Genomic DNA, 14,663 nt, shown 5'->3' on the forward strand with positions numbered 1-14,663 from the left:
CCTGTAGTGCGGTAAGAAGCATCCGAAAACAATGACACAGACATGTCATGCCCCTGCCTTACCGTGGCAGCGGTCTGAAACCGTCACCGAACTAGAGGAGTCCTCATGCAACTGAAGCAACTGGCCATGGCGGCCGCGATCGCGGCCACCACCATCTCGGCACAAGCCCAAACCGAAATCCAGTGGTGGCACTCGATGAGCGCGGCCCTGGGCGACTGGGTGAACGACCTGGCCAAGGAGTACAACGCCAGCCAGACCCAGTACAAGATCGTGCCGACCTACAAGGGCCAGTATGACGAGTCCATGACAGCTGCCATCGCCGCGTTCCGCGCCGGCAATGCACCTGACATCCTGCAGGTCTTCGAAGTGGGCACGGCCACCATGATGGCCTCCAAGGGTGCCGTGGTTCCGGTCACCAAGGTCATGAACGACGGCGGCTTCAAGTTCGACCAGGGCGAGTACATCTCCGCCGTGGCCGGCTACTACACCGCCCCCAACGGCCAGATGATGAGCTACCCGCTCAACAGCTCGACCACCATCTTCTACTACAACAAGGACGCCTTCAAGAAGGCTGGCCTGGACGAGAACAAGCCGCCCAAGACCTGGCCCGAAGTGTTCGCCGCCGCTGAAAAGCTCAAGGCCTCCGGCCACCGCTGCGCACTGACCACGAGCTGGATGAGCTGGACCCAGCTGGAGAGCTTCTCGCTGTGGCACAACACCCTGTACGCAACCAAGAACAACGGCTTTGACGGCACCGATGCCAAGCTGGTGTTCAACTCGCCGCTGCACGTCAAGCACTTCGAGAACCTGGCCAAGGCCGCCAAGGACGGCAGCTTCGTCTACAAGGGCCGCGGCAACGTGCCCGACGCCGCCTTCGCTTCCGGCGAGTGCGCGATGATCACGGGCTCCTCCGGCCTGTACGCCCGCGTGGTCAAGGAAGGCAAGTTCGCCTTCGGCCAGTCGCAGCTGCCCTACTACGCCGATGTGAAGGGCGCCCCCCAGAACACGGCCATCGGCGGTGCTTCCCTGTGGGTGATGGCTGGCAAGAGCGCCGAACGCTACAAGGGCGTGGCTGACTTCTTCAACTTCCTGAACAACACCAAGATCCAGGCCGCCAGCCACCAGCGCACCGGCTATCTGCCCGTGACCACCGCTGCGTACAAGCTGACCGAGGCTTCGGGCTTCTACGAAAAGCATCCCGGCACCGACACCGCCGTGACGCAGATGATCCGCAAGACCACCGACAAGTCGCGCGGCATCCGCCTGGGCAACTTCGTTCAGATCCGCACCATCATCGATGAGGAAACCGAACAGATCTGGACCGGCAAGAAGACTCCCCAGCAGGCACTGGACACCGCTGTCACCCGTGGCAACGAGCAACTGGGCCGCTTCGCCCGGGCCAACAAGTAATCCTCCCATGTGATCTGCGGCGTGGCCGCTGCGCAGGCAGCCCGCACCGTGCATCACAGGCCCGCAACCGGCGGCCCCACGGCCATCCGGTTTGCGGGCTGTTTTGTTCTACCGAGTTCCGTCATGGAAAAACGCGTTCTTTTTCGATCCGCCTGGCTGCCGTGGCTGCTGATAGCACCACAGATGGTCATCGTGCTGGTCTTCTTTTTCTGGCCCGCAGGCCAGGCCATCGTGCAGTCTTTCCAGGCGCAGGATACGTTTGGCTTTTCCACCGAATGGGTGGGCTTCGCCAACTTCCAGCATCTGCTGGATGACCCTGCCTACCTGGCCTCGTTCAAGACCACGGCCATCTTTTCCCTGCTGGTGGCGGTGTTCGGCATCGCGCTGTCGCTGATGCTGGCCATTTTTGCGGACCGCGTGATCAAGGGTGCGCTCGCCTACAAGACCGCCTTGCTGCTGCCCTATGCGGTGGCGCCCGCCGTGGCAGGCGTGCTGTGGGTGTTCATGTTCTCGCCGTCCATCGGCGTCGTGGCCTATGCGCTGCGCATGATCGGCTATGACTGGAACCACCTGCTGAACTCCGGCAACGCCATGACGCTCATCGTCATCGCCGCGATCTGGAAGCAGATCTCCTACAACTTCCTGTTCTTCCTTGCGGGCCTGCAGTCCATCCCCAAGTCGCTGATCGAGGCCGCCGCCATCGACGGCGCGGGCCCCATGCGCCGCTTCTGGGACATCCAGTTCCCGCTGCTGTCGCCCACCACGTTCTTCCTGCTGGTGATGAACGTGGTCTATGCCTTCTTCGACACCTTCGGCATCGTGGACGCCACGACCCAGGGCGGTCCGGGCCAGGACACCTCCATCCTGGTCTACAAGGTCTATCACGATGGCTTCAAGGCCATGGACATGAGCGGCTCGGCCGCCCAATCCGTCGTGCTGATGGTGATCGTGGTTGCACTCACCGTGATCCAGTTCCGCTATGTTGAGAAGAAAGTGCAGTACTGATCATGGTTGAACGCAGTCCTCTTCTGACCTTTTTCTCGCACCTGATCATGGTGCTGGGCGTGTTGATTGTCGGCTTTCCGCTGTACCTGGCCTTCGTGGCCTCCACGCACACGCCGCAGGACATCATCCAGGTGCCCATGCCCCTGGTGCCCGGCAGCAACTTCTGGGAAACCTACAAGGCCGCGCTGTTCGGCGGCTCGGGCCCTGGCTCCAGCGCGCCCGTGGCACGCATGATGTGGATCAGCTTCGTCTCGGCCATGGTGATCACCGTGGGCAAGATCGCGATCTCGCTGCTGTCGGCCTTCGCACTGGTGTACTTCCGCTTCCCGTTCAAGAAGATCTGCTTCTGGCTGATCTTCGTGACCCTGATGCTGCCCGTGGAAGTGCGCATCGGCCCCACCTACGAAGTCGTCTCCACGCTGGGCATGCTCAACAGCTACGCCGGCCTGACGATTCCGCTGATCGCCTCGGCCACGGCCACCTTCCTGTTCCGCCAGTTCTTCCTGACGGTGCCGGACGAGCTGGTGGAGGCCGCCCGCATCGATGGCGCCGGCCCCATGCGCTTCTTCAAGGATGTGCTGGTGCCTCTGTCCAAGACCTCGATCGCGGCGCTGTTCGTGATCCAGTTCATCTACGGCTGGAACCAGTACCTGTGGCCGCTGCTCGTGACCACCTCGGAAGACATGTACCCCGTGGTCATCGGCATCAAGCGCATGGTGGCCAGCGGCGATACCGGCAACGACTGGAACGTGGTGATGGCGACGGCCCTGCTGGCCATGCTGCCGCCCGCTGCCGTGGTGATCCTGATGCAGCGCTGGTTCGTCAAGGGCCTGGTGGACACCGAAAAGTAAGCCGTCCACCGCCCTCACCCACCGTATAGAACCCCGCAGAGCAAGCGCCAGCGCCCTTCGCTCTGCGACTCAACCAGAATCTTCGTATGGCATCCATTTCCTTTCGCAACCTGATCAAGCGCTACGGCCACGGCCCGTCGGCCAACCAGGTACTGCACGGCGTCAACGCCGAAATCCAGGACGGCGAGTTCGTCGTCATCGTCGGCCCTTCGGGCTGCGGCAAGTCCACCCTGCTGCGAATGGTGGCGGGCCTGGAAGAGATCTCCGACGGCCAGTTGCTGATCGGCGACAAGGTCGTCAACGACGTGGAACCGGCCAAGCGCGACATCGCCATGGTGTTCCAGAACTATGCGCTGTACCCGCATATGTCGAACTACGAGAACATGGCCTACGGCCTGAAGATCGCCAAGGTGCCGCCCGAGGAGATCAAGCGCCGCGTGGACAAGGCCGCCAAGATCCTGGAGCTGTCGCACCTGCTGGACCGCAAGCCGCGCCAGCTGTCGGGCGGCCAGCGCCAGCGCGTGGCCATGGGCCGCGCCATCGTGCGCCAGCCCAAGGTCTTCCTGTTCGACGAACCGCTGTCCAACCTGGACGCCAAGCTGCGCGGCCAGACCCGCATCGAGATCCAGAAGCTGCACGCCGAGCTGGGCATCACCAGCCTGTTCGTGACCCACGACCAGGTCGAGGCCATGACCCTGGCCCAGCGCATGATCGTCATGAACGGCGGCGTGATGGAACAGTTCGGCACGCCCGAAGAGGTCTACCACACGCCTGCCTCCACCTTCGTGGCCAGCTTCATCGGCTCGCCCCCGATGAACCTGCTCAAGAACGCGCCCGGCGGCACGGCCGGCCGCATCCTGGGCATCCGCCCCGAGCACCTGGTCGTCGTCAACGAAGGCGGCTGGGAAATCAAGGTGGACACCGTGGAAATGCTGGGCGCCGAGCGCCTGGTCTATGGTTCGCTCAATGGCGAGACGATGACGGTACGCATCGACGAAGGCGCGCCCTTCCCCAAGTCCGGCGAGACCATGCGCGTGCGTCCTTCCGAAGAGCGTCGCCTGCACTGGTTCGACGCAGAAAGCGGCAAGCGGATCTGATCCCCTGAAGGCCGGCTCTCCGACCTTTTCCAAGAGAGCCCCAGAGGCTCTCTTTTTCCATCCAAGCTCCCTTCTTTTGACGGACTCGCCATGACCGAGAACCTGAAATCCTGGCCCTACCCCCTGTGGGTGGCCCACCGTGGCGCCGGCAAGCTGGCGCCCGAAAACACCATGGCCGCTTTCCGCCTGGGCGCCGCGCACGGCTATCGCATGTTCGAGTGCGATGCCAAGCTGTCTGCCGACGGCGTGCTGTTCCTGATGCACGACGCCACGCTGGAGCGCACCACCAACGGCCACGGCACGGGTGGCGACCTGTCCATGGGCGAGATCGCCCAGCTCGACGCCGGCAGCTGGCATTCGCGCGCCTACGCGGGCGAGGCCCTGCCCACGCTGGAAGCCCTGGCGCGCTGGTGCCTGGCCAACCACTTTTTCCTGAACGTGGAGATCAAGCCCACGCCCGGCCAGGAAGAGGCCACGGGCCGCGCCACGGGCGAGCTGATGAACCGCATCTGGCCCCAGGACCGGGTCCCGCCGCTGTTCACCTCGTTCAAGACCGATGCCCTCAAGGGCGCACGCGACACGGCGCCCCACATTCCGCGCGGCCTGCTGGTGGACAGGCTGGCAGACGCCACGGGCGACGCCGACCTGCGCACCGCGCTGGAATTGGGCTGCGCAGCCATGGTGCTCAACCACGCGCTGTGGGATGCAGCCCTGGTCGCCAAGGTGCATGGCGCGGGCCTGCGCTGCAGCAGCTACACGGTCAACGACGAATGGGCCGCACAGCGCCTGATCGACCTGGGCACGGACGGCGTCATCACCGACCGTGTCGATATGTTCAGTCCCGCATCGCGCTGAGACGGCTGCCGGCTGGCGGGGCCGGACCTTTGGAAACAACCGCTGCAGCGGCCCGCCGCACAATGTGCGTCCATGACACCGCCCTGCAGCCCTCTTCCGCAGCGCCCCACGTGGGCACAGGCCCTTCGCCCATGCCTGGCCATCTGGCTGATGGCTCTGGCGATGCTGCTCCTGTCTGCACCCGGCCCGGCCCTGGCCCAGGACGGCGCCACAGCCGCGGGCGCGACCGCAGAAGACGGCCGGCCCGCCCTGCCCAGCGTAGACGATCTGCGCAAGCAGCTGGACGCCATTCCCCGCAAGCTGGCCGAGGACGATGACGGCCGCAAGCTGCTGGACGAGGCTGCAGCCATTGGCACGGCAGCCGACCAGGTGGCGGCCCGCCGCACCGAGGAACTGGCCGATATCGATTCGCGCCTGGCCGGCCTGGGACCAGCACCCGAAAAAGGCGCCCCCGCCGATGCGCCCGATGTGGCCGAGCAGCGCGCCAGCCTGGCCAAGCAACGCAGTGCCGTGGATTCCGAACTCAAACTCGCGCGGCTGGTGTCGGTCGATGCCGACCAGCGCGGCAACGAGCTGATACGCCAGCGCCGCGAGCAATTCCAGGCCGCGCTGACGGCCCGCACCGATTCACCGCTGGGCCGCCCCTTCTGGCGCAATCTGAGCACCGCCGCGCCCCTGGACGCGGCGCGCCTGCAGGGGCTGGGGCGCGAGCTGCGCCAATCGGTGAGCTCTACCTTGGCCTCCGATCGCCGGGGCGGCTTTATCGCCAGCCTGGCCGCTGCCTTGCTGATCGCCCTGCTCGGCCCCTGGCTGGCCGAGCGCCTGCTGGTGCGCGCCGCGCCCGCACGCCTGCCCAGCGGCCGCCTGCGCCGCTCGCTGCGCGCGGCAGCCACGGTGGTGATCAACACGCTGCTGATCGGCCTGGCGGCGCAGTTGGCCTGGAGCGTGCTCAAGGCCAGCGATGGCTTCGGCGAGTCGCTGGACGCGCTGGCCAAGGCCAGCGTGCAGGTCACGCTGTTCGGCGCCTTCGTGGTGTCGCTGGGCCAGACCCTGCTGTCGCGCAAGCGCAGCTCATGGCGCCTGCCCGGCGTGTCGGACGAGCTGGCCGAGCGGCTCAGCCCCTACCCCTGGTGGATTGCGGCAGGTGCCGCGATCAACGGCCTGGTGACCGAGGTCAACGCCATCATCGGCGCCAGCCTGGCCGCCGAGGTCACGGTGCACGCCCTGTCGGCCCTGCTGATTTCGGCCGTGGTCATGCTGGCCCTGCGGCATCTGCGCGCGCCGGCGCCAGTAGCGCAGGAAGACGGCGCCCAGGCGGAGCCCGCGCCGCCCCGGCCCTTGTGGGTGGGACTGCTCGTGGCCTGCGCGGCGGTGGCCAGCATTGCCACCATTGCACTGGCCGTGACCGGCTATGTGGCGCTGGCCGGCACGCTGGCACGCCAGATGGTGTGGACCGGCGTGGTCTTTGCCACCACCTACCTGCTGTTCCAGCTCGGCGACGATCTGTGCGAGGCCCTTCTGTCGTCCAAGGGCAGCTTCGGCACCCGGCTGAACCAGGGCCTGGGCATTGAGGGCCGGCTGCTGGACCAGGCCTCGGTCCTGGTCTCGGGCCTGCTGCGCGTGGCCCTGCTGTTCTACATGGTGATCGCCCTGCTGGCCCCGCTGGGCACGGGGCCCGACGAGGTGTTCCGCCGCGGCAGCACGGTCAATCACAGCCTCAAGGTGGGCGACTTCACCATGGCGCCCCAGGCCCTGTTCACCGCGTTTGCGGTGATCGTCACGGGCCTGATCGTGATCCGCGTGATCAAGCGCTGGCTGACGGACCGCTACTTCCCCAACACCTCGCTGGAGCCTGGCATGCGCAGCTCCATCACCACGCTGCTGGGCTATGTGGGCGGCATCTTCGTGGTGGCCGTGGCGCTGGCGGGGCTGGGCATCAGCGTGGAGCGCATCGCCTGGGTGGCCAGCGCGCTGTCGGTGGGCATTGGCTTCGGCCTGCAGGCCATCGTGCAGAACTTCATCTCGGGCCTGATCCTGCTGGCCGAGCGGCCCGTCAAGGTGGGCGACTGGGTGGTGCTGGGCGATACCGAGGGCGACGTGCGCCGCGTCAACGTGCGCGCGACCGAGATCCAGCTGGGCGACCGCTCCACCGTCATCGTGCCCAACTCGGAATTCATCACCAAGACCGTGCGCAACATGACGCTGGCCGGCGCGCCCGGGCGGGTGCTGCTGCGCCTTCCCGCACCGCTGGACACCGATGCCGAGCGCATGCGCACCCTGATCCTGGAAGCCTTTCGCGCGCATGAAGGCATCCTGGACACGCCCGAGCCCCTGGTGCAGCTCGAAGGCATCGCCAACGGCACGCTGACCTTCCTGGCCATCGGCTACGTCGGCAATCCGCGCAATGCGGGTGGCGTGCGCAGCGATGTGCTGTTCAGCATCCTGGCCTCGCTCAAAGGCGCAGGCCTGTACCTGTCGCCACCGGCCACCACCTCGGTGGCGGCACCCGTGGTGACAGGTACGCCGGGCACGCCGGGCACGCCGACCGTGCCCGGTGATCCGGCCAGCCAGGCCTAGCCGCGCCTTGCCATTTCCGATCGCACATGCGCCGCGACCACGGCCATCAGCTCACGCAGATGGCCGCGCAGCGGCTCGAATCCCGCATTGGGCTCGCGCGTGTCCTCGTCCATGTAGACCGGGCGGCGGATCTCGATCTGCAGGCTGTGCCGGCCCAGGTGCGGCTGGCCTATGCGCCCGATCAGCTCCACGCCCTTGTAGGGCTCGTTGTAGGCCACGCTGTAGCCAAAGCCCGCCAGCGTCTCGCCCACCAGCTGGATGAACTCGGGCGCGCAGGTCGTGCCGTCGCGGTCGCCCAGCACGAAGTCGGCCAGCGGCGGCGCGTCGGTACGGCCCAGGCGCTTGTAGACATCGTTGGGCATGGAGTGCAGGTTCAGGTGCCAGACGCCGCCAAAGCGCTGCACGCTGCCATCGATGGCCTGCGCCAGCGCCGCATGGTAGGGGCGCCAGTAGCGCGCGATGCGGTGCTCCACCTCGGCCACCGTGCGCGGACGGTCATACAGCGGCGTTGCCACGCCGTCGCGGCTGATGCGCTGCCAGATCAGGCCCAGGCCCTGGCGCGTCTTGACGCTGGGCGCCAGGGGCACGGGCCACTGGCCGTCGATCTGGGCCGGGTCCAGGTCGGCCTCGCTGCGGTTGGGGTCGATGTAGGTGCGCGGAAAGGTGGCCTCGATCAGCGTCGCGCCATGCGCGGGCCACCGGTCCCAGAGCGCGGCCACATGCGTGTCCTCGCCACGGCGCAGCAGGGACATGGGCACGGCATGGCCGAAATCCTCGGGATAGGACGTGCCGCTGTGCGGCGAGTCGCAGACGATGGGCAGCACCTCGCCGGTGGCGGGATGCACCACGACCGGGGTGTCCGGCCGGGGGCGCAGGAAATCGGTCTGTGCCATGCGGTCCATCAGTCGAGCTTGATGTTGGCGCGCTTGGCCACGGCCGTGTAGCGCTCGATGGCGGCCTTGATCTGCTTGGCAAATTCCTCGGGCGTGTTGCCCATGGACTCGCCCGAGATGGATTTTTGCTTTTCCAGGTAGTCAGGCATGGCCATGGCCTTGTGCGCAGCCGCATTGAGCTTGTCGATGATGGGGCGCGGCGTGCCGGCAGGTGCGACCAGGCCGAACCAGCCGCCGTCGCCCATCTGCGGGAAGCCCAGCTCGGTGTAGGTGGGCACGTCGGGCAGCACGTCGGCGCGCTTGAAGGCCAGCACGGCCAGCGGGCGCAGCTTGCCGTCCTTGATGTGGGGCAGCGTGGAGGGCAGGTTGTCCGTCATGGCATTGACCTGGCCGCCCAGCGCGTCGGTGATGGCCTGGCCCGCACCCTTGTAGGGGATGTGCAGCAGGTCGATACCGGCCAGGTTCATGAAATTCTCGATGTTGGCGTGGCCCAGGGAACCTGTGCCCGGCGAGGCAAAGCTGTACTTGCCCGGGTTGGCCTTGGCCAGGGCGATGAACTCCTTCATGGTCTTGGCGGGCACGCTGGCGTTGATCACGAACACGCTGGGCACGGACATCACATTGGTGATGGGCGCGAAATCCTTGATCGGGTCGTAGGGCAGCTTGCGGAAGATGGCCGGGTTGGAGCCATGCGTGCTCACCGTGGCCATGCCGATGGTGTAGCCATCGGCCGCAGCACGCGCAATTTCGGAGGCGCCAATGGAGCCGCCCGCCCCGCCCCGGTTGTCCACCACCACGGACTTGCCCAGGATCACGCTCATCTTCTCGGCCAGCAGACGCGCCACCATGTCGGTGGAGCCGCCCGCACCAAACGGCACGACCAGGCGGATCGGCCGGCTGGGATAGTCGGCAGCCGGGCCCTGGGCCCAGGCGACGGGAGCCAAAAGAGCAGTGGCGGCGCAGGCGGCCAGGCTGGACAACAGGGTGCGGCGCATTGCCATGGTGTGTTTCCTCTCGTGATGGATGAAAGAGCGGCCTGCGGCAGGGCAGGGCTTCGCGGAACAGGCGCCGATTCTGGACAGCCGCCGCACGCGCGAAAAGAGACAAGACGGCAAGCAACTATGACAAACCGTCATAATTGCGCCCGTCATGCGCATGCACTCTCCCTCGCTTTCCGAGCTGCACGCCTTTGCGGCGGCGGCGCGCCTGGGCAGCTACTCGCTGGCAGCCCAGGAGCTGTATGTCACCCAGGGCGGCATCAGCCGCGCCATCGCCCGGCTGGAAGAGCACCTGGGCTTTGCCCTTTTCGAGCGCCAGGGCCGGCGCAGCGTGCTGACCGAGGCTGGCCGTGAATATCTGCAGGCCGTCGAGCCTGCCGTCCAGTCCATCGAATCGGCCTCGGCCGCCGCACGCAGGCGCCACTTCGGCCCGCAACTGCGGTTGTCGGTGGTGCCCACGCTGTTCAGCCACTGGCTGATTCCACGCCTGCCGCGATTCAATGCCCTGCATCCGGGCATCGTCCTTTCGTTTGCCCCCTATCGGCGCGATGACCCGCTGTCCGCCGCCGAGATAGACGGCTGGCTGCGCGTGGGCAGCGAGCCCTGGCCCGCCCATGTGGTGGCCGACTATGTGGTGGGCCGCGATCTGGTGCCCATCTGCCATCCGCGCGAATTGCAGGGCCCGCAAGCCATTCGCAGCGCAGCGGATGTGCTTGCGCGCCCCTTGCTGTTTCACACCAACTATCCGGGCAACTGGGCGCGCTGGATGAGCCACCTCGGCCTGCCCGGGCCCTGCCCCGCGCCTGCGGCGGACTTCGAACTGGTGGCCCTGCTGGTCCAGGCCGTGGCCGCCGGCATGGGCGTGGCCCTGGTGCAGCGCTGCCTGGTGGAGGAAGACCTGGCCGCCGGCCGCGTGGCCCTTGCCTTGCCTGCACCCGTCCACATCGAACGCGGCTACTTTCTGTGCCGGCCGGCCGCGCGGGCGCCTTCCGAAGCCTTTGTGCAGTTCCGCGCATGGCTGCTTGAGCAGGCCGCGCCGGGTGCCGTGCCTCCAGCCGCAGCCTCAGGCCCCTGATCGCCGGGAGAAACGCCCTCTTCCGTTGATCTGCATCAATCTTTGCTGTCGGCCATCAGCGCCAGCCGCGCGAAAGCACCCACTGGCAAAGCGCCATCACCACGACCAGCGCGATGTAGGTGGCCATCTTTGCATCGCGCCCGAACCACCACAAACCGGCCAGCAGCACCAGCGCACCAACAACCAAATTGATAGCAACCTGCAACCACCAGGCAAGGGATTGCTGCGATTTTCCATAGATCAAAAGCGCGCACAACGTCAGGGCCGGCGACAGGAAAAGTGCAGGCGCCAGGAAGTTCAGCCAATGATTCGTACTCGCAATCCATCCCATGTGCGGGCTCCGATTCCAGGGTGTTGTGATCAGGGATGCCTGAAACTGCGCGAAATTTTATAATCCCGGGTTATGGCAGTCTGGGCACTCGGCATCAACCACCACACGGCTCCGCTTGATATGCGGGGACGTTTCGCGTTCGCGCTTGACCAGATCGTGCCCACGCTGCAGGGCCTGCGCGAATCGCTGACCGGCCCCGGCCGCCAGCACAGCGCCGTCGAGACCGCCATTCTCTCCACCTGCAACCGTACCGAGATCTACTGCGCGGCCGAGATGCCGGCCATGGACCACACCCTGCACTGGCTGGCCAACAGCGGCGGCATCTCGTCCGAACTGCTGCGCTCGCACTCCTATCTGCTGGAAGACGGCCATGTGGCGCGCCATGCCTTCCGCGTGGCCAGCGGGCTCGATTCCATGGTGCTGGGCGAGGCCCAGATCCTGGGCCAGATGAAGAACGCCGTGCGCGCCGCAGAGAACGCAGGCGCCCTGGGCAGCACGCTGAACCAGCTGTTCCAGCGCAGCTTCGCGGTGGCCAAGGAAGTGCGCAGCTCCACCGAGATCGGCGCCCACAGCATCAGCATGGCCGCTGCCGCCGTGCGGCTGGCCGGCCAGCTGTTCGAAGACCTGTCCCAGATCCGCGTGCTGTTCGTGGGCGCGGGCGAGATGATCGAGCTGGTCTCCACCCATTTCGCGGCCCGCCACCCCAAGCAGATCATGATCGCCAACCGCACGCTGGAGCGCGGCGAAAAGCTGGCCGCCCAGTTTGGCGCCGGCACCATGCGGCTGGCCGACTTGCCCGAGCATCTGCATGAATACGATGCCGTGATCAGTTGCACGGCCTCCAGCCTGCCCATCATCGGCCTGGGCGCCGTCGAAAGCGCGCTCAAGAAGCGCAAGCACCGGCCCATGTTCATGGTCGATCTGGCCGTGCCCCGCGATATCGAATCCGAGGTCAAGGACCTGCGCGACGTCTACCTCTACACCGTGGACGATCTGGCCACGGTGGTGCGCACGGGCCAGGCCCAGCGCCAGGCAGCGGTCGAGCAGGCAGAAGTCATCATCGACCACGGCGTGCAGAGCTTCATGCACTGGCTGGACCAGCGCCGCCCGCAGGCCGGTGTGGTGCCGCTGATCCGCCAGCTCAACACCCAGACCGATGAATGGCGTGCGCTGGAGATTGCACGGGCCAAGAAGCTGCTGGCCAAGGGCGAGGACATAGACACCGTGCTGGAGGCCCTGTCGCGCGGCCTCACGCAGAAAATGCTGCACGGCACCCTGGCCGAGCTGCACAAGGGTGACGCCGACCAGCGCACCCAGACCATGGACACGGTCTCGCGCCTGTTCCTGCGCTCCGCGCCAGGCGGTCCGCGCGGCACGACTCCCGACAAGGCGCTCTAGCGGCGCTCGCCCCCTTCAGAGAGCCGCGCGCCCGCGGGTCTCTGGCGCCTCGGCCCACTTCCGGCCACCTCGTTCCCCCGCCGCAGCGCTGCCCCGCGCAGCCCTTCGCACCATCGCCTCACACCATGCAAGACTTTCTGCGCCAACAACTGGAGCGCTACGCCCAGCGCCTTGAAGAACTCGACTTCCTGCTCTCGCGCGAAGACATCATGGGCGACATGAAGCAGTACCGTGCCATCTCGCGCGAGCATGCCGATGTGACGGCCATTGCCGGCCGCTATGCACGCTACCGCCAGCGCGAGGCCGATCTGGCCTCTGCCAGGGACATGCTGGATGATCCCGACATGGAGGAAATGGCGCGCGAGGAAATCTCCGGCGCAGAGATCGAGCTGGTGCAGCTGGAAGATGAACTGCAGCGCCTGCTCCTGCCCAAGGACCCCGATGACGCGCGCAACGCCTACCTGGAAATCCGCGCGGGCACGGGTGGCGATGAATCTGCCCTGTTCGCAGGCGATCTGGCACGCATGTACACGCGCCACTGCGACGCCGTGGGCTGGAAGGTCGAGATCATGAGCGCCAACGAAAGCGAGCTGGGCGGCTACAAGGAAGTGGTGCTGCGCGTGGAAGGCACCGACGTCTATGGCCGCCTGCGCTTCGAATCCGGTGGCCACCGCGTGCAGCGCGTGCCTGCCACCGAGACCCAGGGCCGCATCCACACCAGTGCCTGCACCGTGGCCGTCATGCCCGAGCCCGACGAAACCCAGGCCATCACGCTCAACCCGGCCGACCTGCGCATCGACACCTTCCGTGCCAGCGGCGCCGGAGGCCAGCACATCAACAAGACCGACTCGGCCGTGCGTGTGGTCCACCTGCCCACGGGCATCGTCGCCGAGTGCCAGGACGGCCGCAGCCAGCACAGCAACAAGGCCAAGGCCCTGCAGGTGCTGCAGGCGCGCCTGCAGGAAAAGGAGCGCAGCGAGCGCGAGGCCAAGGAGGCCGCGCTGCGCAAGGGCCTGATCGGCAGCGGCGACCGCAGCGACCGCATCCGCACCTACAACTTCCCCCAGGGCCGGCTCACCGACCACCGCATCAACCTCACCATCTACAAGCTGCTGGCCGTGATGGAAGGCGACCTGGGCGACGTGCTCGACGCGCTGCAGGCCGCACGCGAGGCCGAACTGCTGGCCGAGCTGCAGGTCAACAGCTGAGGCGCGGGCCATGGCCAACCTACCCACCATCAAAGAGGCTCTGCAGCACTCCCAGGCCCAGGGGCTTGCGCGCATCGACGCGCAAATGCTGCTGCTGCATGTGCTCGGACGCCAGGCCGGCGGCCGCGCCTGGCTGCTCACCCACGACGGGGACGCGCTGACCGCGCCCCAGGCCGGCGTCTATGCCGCGCTGTGCACACGCCGACTGAGCGGGGAGCCCGTCGCCTACCTGGTGGGCCACAAGGAGTTCTACGGGCTGGATCTGGCCGTGGACGCACGCGTGCTCGACCCTCGCCCCGATACCGAAACCCTGGTGGACTGGGCGCTGGAGCTGATACCCGCCCAGGCCCCGAGCGGCCCCGCATGCCGTGTGGCGGATCTGGGCACCGGCAGCGGAGCGATTGCCCTGGCCCTGCAGAGCCAGCGCCCCGGCGCCACCGTGTGGGCCGTGGATGCCAGTGCCGACGCGCTGGCCGTGGCCAGCGCCAATGCCACGCGCCTGCAGCTGGGCGTGCGGTTTGCGCATGGCAGCTGGCTGGAGCCGCTGGCAGGCCAGGCGCCGTTCAACCTCATCGTCAGCAATCCGCCCTATATCCGCGACGACGATCCGCACTTGCTGGCGTTGGAGCATGAGCCGCTGTCGGCTCTGGCCAGCGGCGCCGATGGCCTGTCCGACATCCGCGCCATCGTCGCGCAGGCGCCTGCGCTGCTGGCCAGCGGCGGCTGGCTGCTGCTCGAGCATGGCTGGGACCAGGCCGATGCCGTGGCCACCCTGCTGCGCAGCGCCGGCTTTGAGAGCGTGCAACACCGCCACGACCTGGGCGGCATCGCCCGCTGCACGGGCGGGCAATGGACAGCGCAAGCCTGAGCTCGGGTCCGGGCGCAGCATTCCCGCATGCTTTCAAAGTCCGCGCCGAGAGTGAAATAATCCCAACCATGCCGCCGCGCCTGCGGCGCCCACCACG

General features: G+C 66.9%; 13 protein-coding genes. 10 read left to right on the plus strand and 3 right to left on the minus strand.

What is annotated here, in order from left to right:
* The first annotated feature begins 105 nt into the window (after positions 1 to 105).
* From ugpB to ACF8NF_RS03435, 6 genes are all read left to right on the plus strand, one after another.
* Positions 106 to 1,410: a sn-glycerol-3-phosphate ABC transporter substrate-binding protein UgpB gene (gene ugpB, locus ACF8NF_RS03410; protein WP_012207263.1), complete on the plus strand. Its 1,305-nt coding sequence runs from the start codon at positions 106 to 108 to the stop codon at positions 1,408 to 1,410.
* A gap of 123 nt (positions 1,411 to 1,533) precedes the next feature.
* The gene (gene ugpA / locus ACF8NF_RS03415; RefSeq protein ID WP_016445667.1) at positions 1,534 to 2,415 is read left to right on the plus strand and encodes a sn-glycerol-3-phosphate ABC transporter permease UgpA; all 882 of its coding nucleotides are present in this window, start codon (positions 1,534 to 1,536) and stop codon (positions 2,413 to 2,415) included.
* A gap of 2 nt (positions 2,416 to 2,417) precedes the next feature.
* Positions 2,418 to 3,266, plus strand: coding sequence for a sn-glycerol-3-phosphate ABC transporter permease UgpE (gene ugpE / locus ACF8NF_RS03420; RefSeq protein WP_016445666.1), 849 nt, complete (start codon positions 2,418 to 2,420; stop codon positions 3,264 to 3,266).
* Between the two features lie 86 nt (positions 3,267 to 3,352).
* Entirely contained in the window at positions 3,353 to 4,363 is a 1,011-nt protein-coding gene (ugpC, locus tag ACF8NF_RS03425; protein WP_016445665.1) for a sn-glycerol-3-phosphate ABC transporter ATP-binding protein UgpC, read from the plus strand.
* A gap of 90 nt (positions 4,364 to 4,453) precedes the next feature.
* Complete coding sequence (gene ugpQ / locus ACF8NF_RS03430) at positions 4,454 to 5,218, plus strand: glycerophosphodiester phosphodiesterase (RefSeq protein WP_016445664.1); 765 nt, start codon at positions 4,454 to 4,456, stop codon at positions 5,216 to 5,218.
* A gap of 150 nt (positions 5,219 to 5,368) precedes the next feature.
* Positions 5,369 to 7,795 carry a DUF3772 domain-containing protein gene (locus ACF8NF_RS03435; protein ID WP_310041519.1) on the plus strand — a complete coding sequence of 809 codons (2,427 nt, stop codon included), beginning with the start codon at positions 5,369 to 5,371 and terminating at the stop codon, positions 7,793 to 7,795.
* Here the strand turns inward: ACF8NF_RS03435 and ACF8NF_RS03440 are convergent.
* Together ACF8NF_RS03440 and ACF8NF_RS03445 are read right to left on the minus strand one after the other, a co-directional pair.
* Entirely contained in the window at positions 7,792 to 8,697 is a 906-nt protein-coding gene (locus ACF8NF_RS03440) for an N-formylglutamate amidohydrolase (protein WP_016451031.1), read from the minus strand. The two genes, ACF8NF_RS03435 and ACF8NF_RS03440, sit on opposite strands and share 4 nt — an antisense overlap.
* A complete protein-coding gene (locus tag ACF8NF_RS03445; RefSeq protein ID WP_012207270.1) occupies positions 8,697 to 9,689 on the minus strand; it encodes a tripartite tricarboxylate transporter substrate binding protein BugE in 993 nt (330 codons plus the stop codon). The genes ACF8NF_RS03440 and ACF8NF_RS03445 overlap by 1 nt, the downstream gene beginning before the upstream one ends.
* Before the next feature lie 148 nt (positions 9,690 to 9,837).
* Here ACF8NF_RS03445 and ACF8NF_RS03450 point away from each other — a divergent pair, with 148 nt between their 5' ends.
* Positions 9,838 to 10,761 (plus strand): LysR substrate-binding domain-containing protein, encoded by a 924-nt coding sequence (locus ACF8NF_RS03450; RefSeq protein ID WP_012207271.1) that lies wholly within the window; start codon positions 9,838 to 9,840, stop codon positions 10,759 to 10,761.
* 55 nt (positions 10,762 to 10,816) lie between these two features.
* Here ACF8NF_RS03450 and ACF8NF_RS03455 read toward each other — a convergent pair whose 3' ends face one another.
* Positions 10,817 to 11,092, minus strand: a complete 276-nt coding sequence (locus ACF8NF_RS03455) for a hypothetical protein (protein WP_012207272.1) — start codon at positions 11,090 to 11,092, stop codon at positions 10,817 to 10,819.
* Positions 11,093 to 11,164: 72 nt separating this feature from the next.
* On the opposite strand from ACF8NF_RS03455, the gene hemA reads away from it, so the two are divergent.
* From hemA to prmC, 3 genes are all read left to right on the plus strand, one after another.
* Positions 11,165 to 12,490, plus strand: a complete 1,326-nt coding sequence (gene hemA, locus ACF8NF_RS03460; protein ID WP_017405531.1) for a glutamyl-tRNA reductase — start codon at positions 11,165 to 11,167, stop codon at positions 12,488 to 12,490.
* A gap of 125 nt (positions 12,491 to 12,615) precedes the next feature.
* On the plus strand, positions 12,616 to 13,698 hold the full coding sequence (gene prfA, locus ACF8NF_RS03465; RefSeq protein WP_016445657.1) for a peptide chain release factor 1: 1,083 nt from the start codon (positions 12,616 to 12,618) through the stop codon (positions 13,696 to 13,698).
* A gap of 10 nt (positions 13,699 to 13,708) precedes the next feature.
* Entirely contained in the window at positions 13,709 to 14,566 is an 858-nt protein-coding gene (prmC, locus tag ACF8NF_RS03470; RefSeq protein WP_016445656.1) for a peptide chain release factor N(5)-glutamine methyltransferase, read from the plus strand.
* The last annotated feature ends 97 nt before the right edge of the window (positions 14,567 to 14,663 follow it).

Origin of the sequence: Delftia sp. WSY_22 (genome assembly GCF_043104185.1) — a bacterium.
Taxonomy (GTDB): Bacteria; Pseudomonadota; Gammaproteobacteria; order Burkholderiales; family Burkholderiaceae_C; genus Comamonas; species Comamonas tsuruhatensis.